This window comes from Lawsonella sp., from assembly GCF_011525565.1.
Classification (GTDB): domain Bacteria; phylum Actinomycetota; class Actinomycetes; order Mycobacteriales; family Mycobacteriaceae; genus Lawsonella; species Lawsonella clevelandensis_A.
In genome coordinates, this window is record NZ_WVRS01000005.1 from 1 (window position 1) to 2959 (window position 2959).

A 2959-nucleotide genomic window follows, 5' to 3' on the forward strand; every position below is an offset into this window, starting at 1 on the left:
TGGACATACGATCCCGGGAGGAAAGAACATTGTATCCCGCTAGATTAATGGAATCTGAGAGGAAATTGAGAACCTCATTGACAGGGATAGATGGCTCTGGGGTTTCCTGAGAAACACCGAGAGTATTAACAACATGAAGCGAGGGGACTTGCACAGGAGCAGCTTCTGCACTTTCCTGTGCGTGAGCCATTCCGCCACCAAGGCACAGTGACAACGCAGCTGCGGCAAAAGCGGCTGCACCAGGCAACACAAATTTTCTCACGAATACTCCAAAAGTGATAACGCCCTGAAATGCACCCACCGAGAAATAATTTTTGGTGACAAATGATGCACAGACGCTGAATTAATAAAGACAAGAATTATAAAATGCTTAGAATTTACTCCCACGTAACGGTAATGATTTTGTTGCATATTATGCAGGAAAAATTCCACCACTATGCATTTACACGACACCTAGCGCACACTATAAATGCTACATTCCCCCTGCTACAGCACATATTTCGCGCTACACACACTATGCACCCAGCTCGCAACCATCATGCAACTGCAGTGCAACTATCATGCAACCAATGCATAACTGCTGGGCACCATAAAGTAATCATCATTACTTTTAGCCGCATCGTCTTCAAGCCGAGAAATCTTAGCAATCACAATAGCGGCGGTAGTAAGAATAGCCAGTACAGAAGCAGTAATACCGCCAAGCACACCGCCCGCCGCAAAACCTACAACAATACCCGTAGGAAGAGCCAAAACAGCAGCCTTACCTGCGCTAAAAGCACCCAATGTTAAAGCCGGGAATATCCCCAATGTCGCCAGCGGCGCGGTAACACCACACAGGATAACTATCGACAACAGATGTAGAAGATGAGCAAGTCCGAAAAAAGCACCCACCGCAGTAAAGGCAATACCGGGCAGCAGGCCAAGCACCATCATCACAACACCGGCAGTAAAAATAGGGCTCCCCACACCAGTCTTAATAGTTTTAACGCCTAATGCTTCACCACTAATACCAATGAGAAACATGGCAAGGCCTCCATGAAACCAGAAGGGCCACGTTACCTCCATCACAGCAGTAGTAAGAGAACTCAACAACCTAAGAAAATGGCTCGCTACCCCCGCCACCATAGACGGCAGTAAGGAAACACCAAGGCCAGCAATAATAAACGGAGACTCAACAAGCGCAGCAGAAGAAACACCAGCAAAAGCCACCGCCGCAGCAGCCAGGATAGTACCTGCCAGAGCCCCGGCACCAGCACCAAAAATACTCCCAGGAATCGCGCACACAAGAATAGCCAGAGGAGCCGCCGCCAAAGGTTTTAACTGCTCCAGGAGATCGGGGAGAGTGACGGTGCTATCATCATCGTCCAGCGGGTCTATAACACTATCCACCAGGCGGGTGTTCATATCAGAGGAACGCTGGGACAAGGACAGAATGTCACGGCCAGCCAACATAAGAGAGCCGGAGAGGAAAGAAAGAACACTATCCACCGGCACCGTTGGGGTAGCCGGGGAGACAGTACTTATCTCGGAGCTTATCTCGGGACTTACCCCAATATTTCCCCCGGTGTTTACCCCAGTACTTACCTCAGTGTTTACTGCATGGATAGTGGAAGCAGGGAGGGAAAGGATAGCATCCGATAATTCTTGCGCATTCGCCACTCCACTATGGGTAAAGAGTGACAGTGCAGCTGTTATGACCGCAGCTGCCGCGGGAAGAATAATTTTCTTCAAGGAATCTCCTAGGGAACGTCATACGCATACCACATGCACTTACATATACGGAGTGTGTGCGCATGTTTATGGTGTTGACTGAGTGAACTTATCGTATCGAATTTTCAACAACAATAAAGATAAAAAGCTACTTATCTCTAACAAAGGCGACTAAGAGTGCTCGCAACAGATACATGGATACACAATGGGGCGGTGTCCTCTTTACTGGACACCGCCCCATTGGCGACTATTTAATTAGTGTCTCCTTGTTATCTCCCCAGATAAAACATAGGAGAGTCCATGTGATCCGAATTAAGCAGCGAGTGCGTAATCAGACTGGATAGCCTTCAGAGCATCCTTAGCGCTAACTTCTCCCGAAGCAGAGGTACGGAAGAGATCACCGGAACCGATGACCGCTATAGCGATGAGGAGTCCCAGAAGGGCACCGAGAGCGAAGCCGCCGAAGAAGCCTGCAACTCCACCCACGAAAGCACCGGCGGGAGTAGCAGCAATGGCAGCGAAGGGGAGACGGTGTGGAAGAGCACCTACGGCAGCGCCACAAACGAAGCCAGTAAAGAAGTAGATGAGAGTACTGGCAACGAAGAGGAAGATACCAAAGAGTTTAAAGGCAATACCAAGGCTGAGCCACGGTAGGAGGAAGAGGCTGAACCCAATGAGGAAGGTATTGACGAGAGTCATAAAGGTGATAATCATTGGGAAGCAAAGCAGAGCAAGTGGCCACAGGAGAATGCACAAACCTACTACAACGACGTTAATCACTATTCCGAGACCACCGAAGAAGAGGGGGAATAGCATACCGATAGCGTCACACAACACACCAACACCGAAAGCACACATATTCAGGAGAATGCCCCACCACATTCCGTATCCAGTGGGGAACAGGGAGAATATAACCCCGTTAACTACCATGGACGCTATTGGTGACGTCACAAAACCGACAACAGCACCAACGACGGAGCCAACAACGGCGCTCATGAGTCCAATGGAATCCGCAAATGCGGGAACAGCAACAATAGTTCCCATAATGGCGGAGGGGGTGAGGTGGCCGAGGAAAACGTTGAAAACAGCTCCGAAGTTAATGTCACCATCGGGGCCAACCAGCTGCGGCGCAGGAGCGGAACCAGCCTGGTTACCATCAGCAGGAGTCTGACCAGATGCAACTGCATGGCCCAGAGCCTTAGCTGCTAGTCCAAGAAGAAGGGCAGGATTTAAGCCAGCACCGGCAGCA

3 protein-coding genes are annotated in these 2959 nt (G+C 49.8%); all 3 read right to left on the bottom strand.

Annotated elements, in window-relative coordinates:
- On the bottom strand, positions 1-262 hold a 262-nt coding region (locus QZV76_RS04225; protein WP_290598554.1), incomplete at its 3' end, for a hypothetical protein.
- Between the two features lie 296 nt (positions 263-558).
- Positions 559-1731 carry a hypothetical protein gene (locus QZV76_RS04230; protein WP_290598556.1) on the bottom strand — a complete coding sequence of 391 codons (1173 nt, stop codon included), beginning with the start codon at positions 1729-1731 and terminating at the stop codon, positions 559-561.
- Positions 1732-2022: 291 nt separating this feature from the next.
- On the bottom strand, positions 2023-2959 hold a 937-nt coding region (locus QZV76_RS04235), incomplete at its 5' end, for a hypothetical protein (RefSeq protein ID WP_290598557.1).